Below are 267 nucleotides of genomic sequence, written 5' to 3'. Positions count from 1 at the left end.
GTGAAAAGCCTCCAAAACCGAAAGAAACCTAAAAAAGGGTCTGTTCAACAACATCCGTATCTCTTGAGACGTGGCCGACCGACGCAAACAATAGATTGGTGCGGTCGGTCCAGCCACAATATTCGCAGATCGTCTCGAAAGCGAAAGTGTCTGAGCAATTGGCGATATCTCCACTGACAAGATCGGGAACTCCGAACCGGAACTTCAAGTCAATCGCGGCAGCTTCGGCTTCTGTGATTTCTTGGCTAAGCAGCCGTTCGTTCAAAG

1 protein-coding gene is annotated in these 267 nt (G+C 49.4%); it reads right to left on the bottom strand.

Annotated elements, in window-relative coordinates; genetic code table 11:
- Positions 1–28 precede the first annotated feature (28 nt).
- Positions 29–267: hypothetical protein (locus E1297_RS48685; protein ID WP_196223064.1), on the bottom strand; the 239-nt coding region annotated here is incomplete at its 5' end.

The sequence above is a fragment of the Roseibium sp. RKSG952 genome (assembly GCF_009711355.1).
The sequence above is the reverse complement of the archived record's forward strand: the minus strand, read 5'-3'. Positions and strand labels throughout refer to the sequence as shown.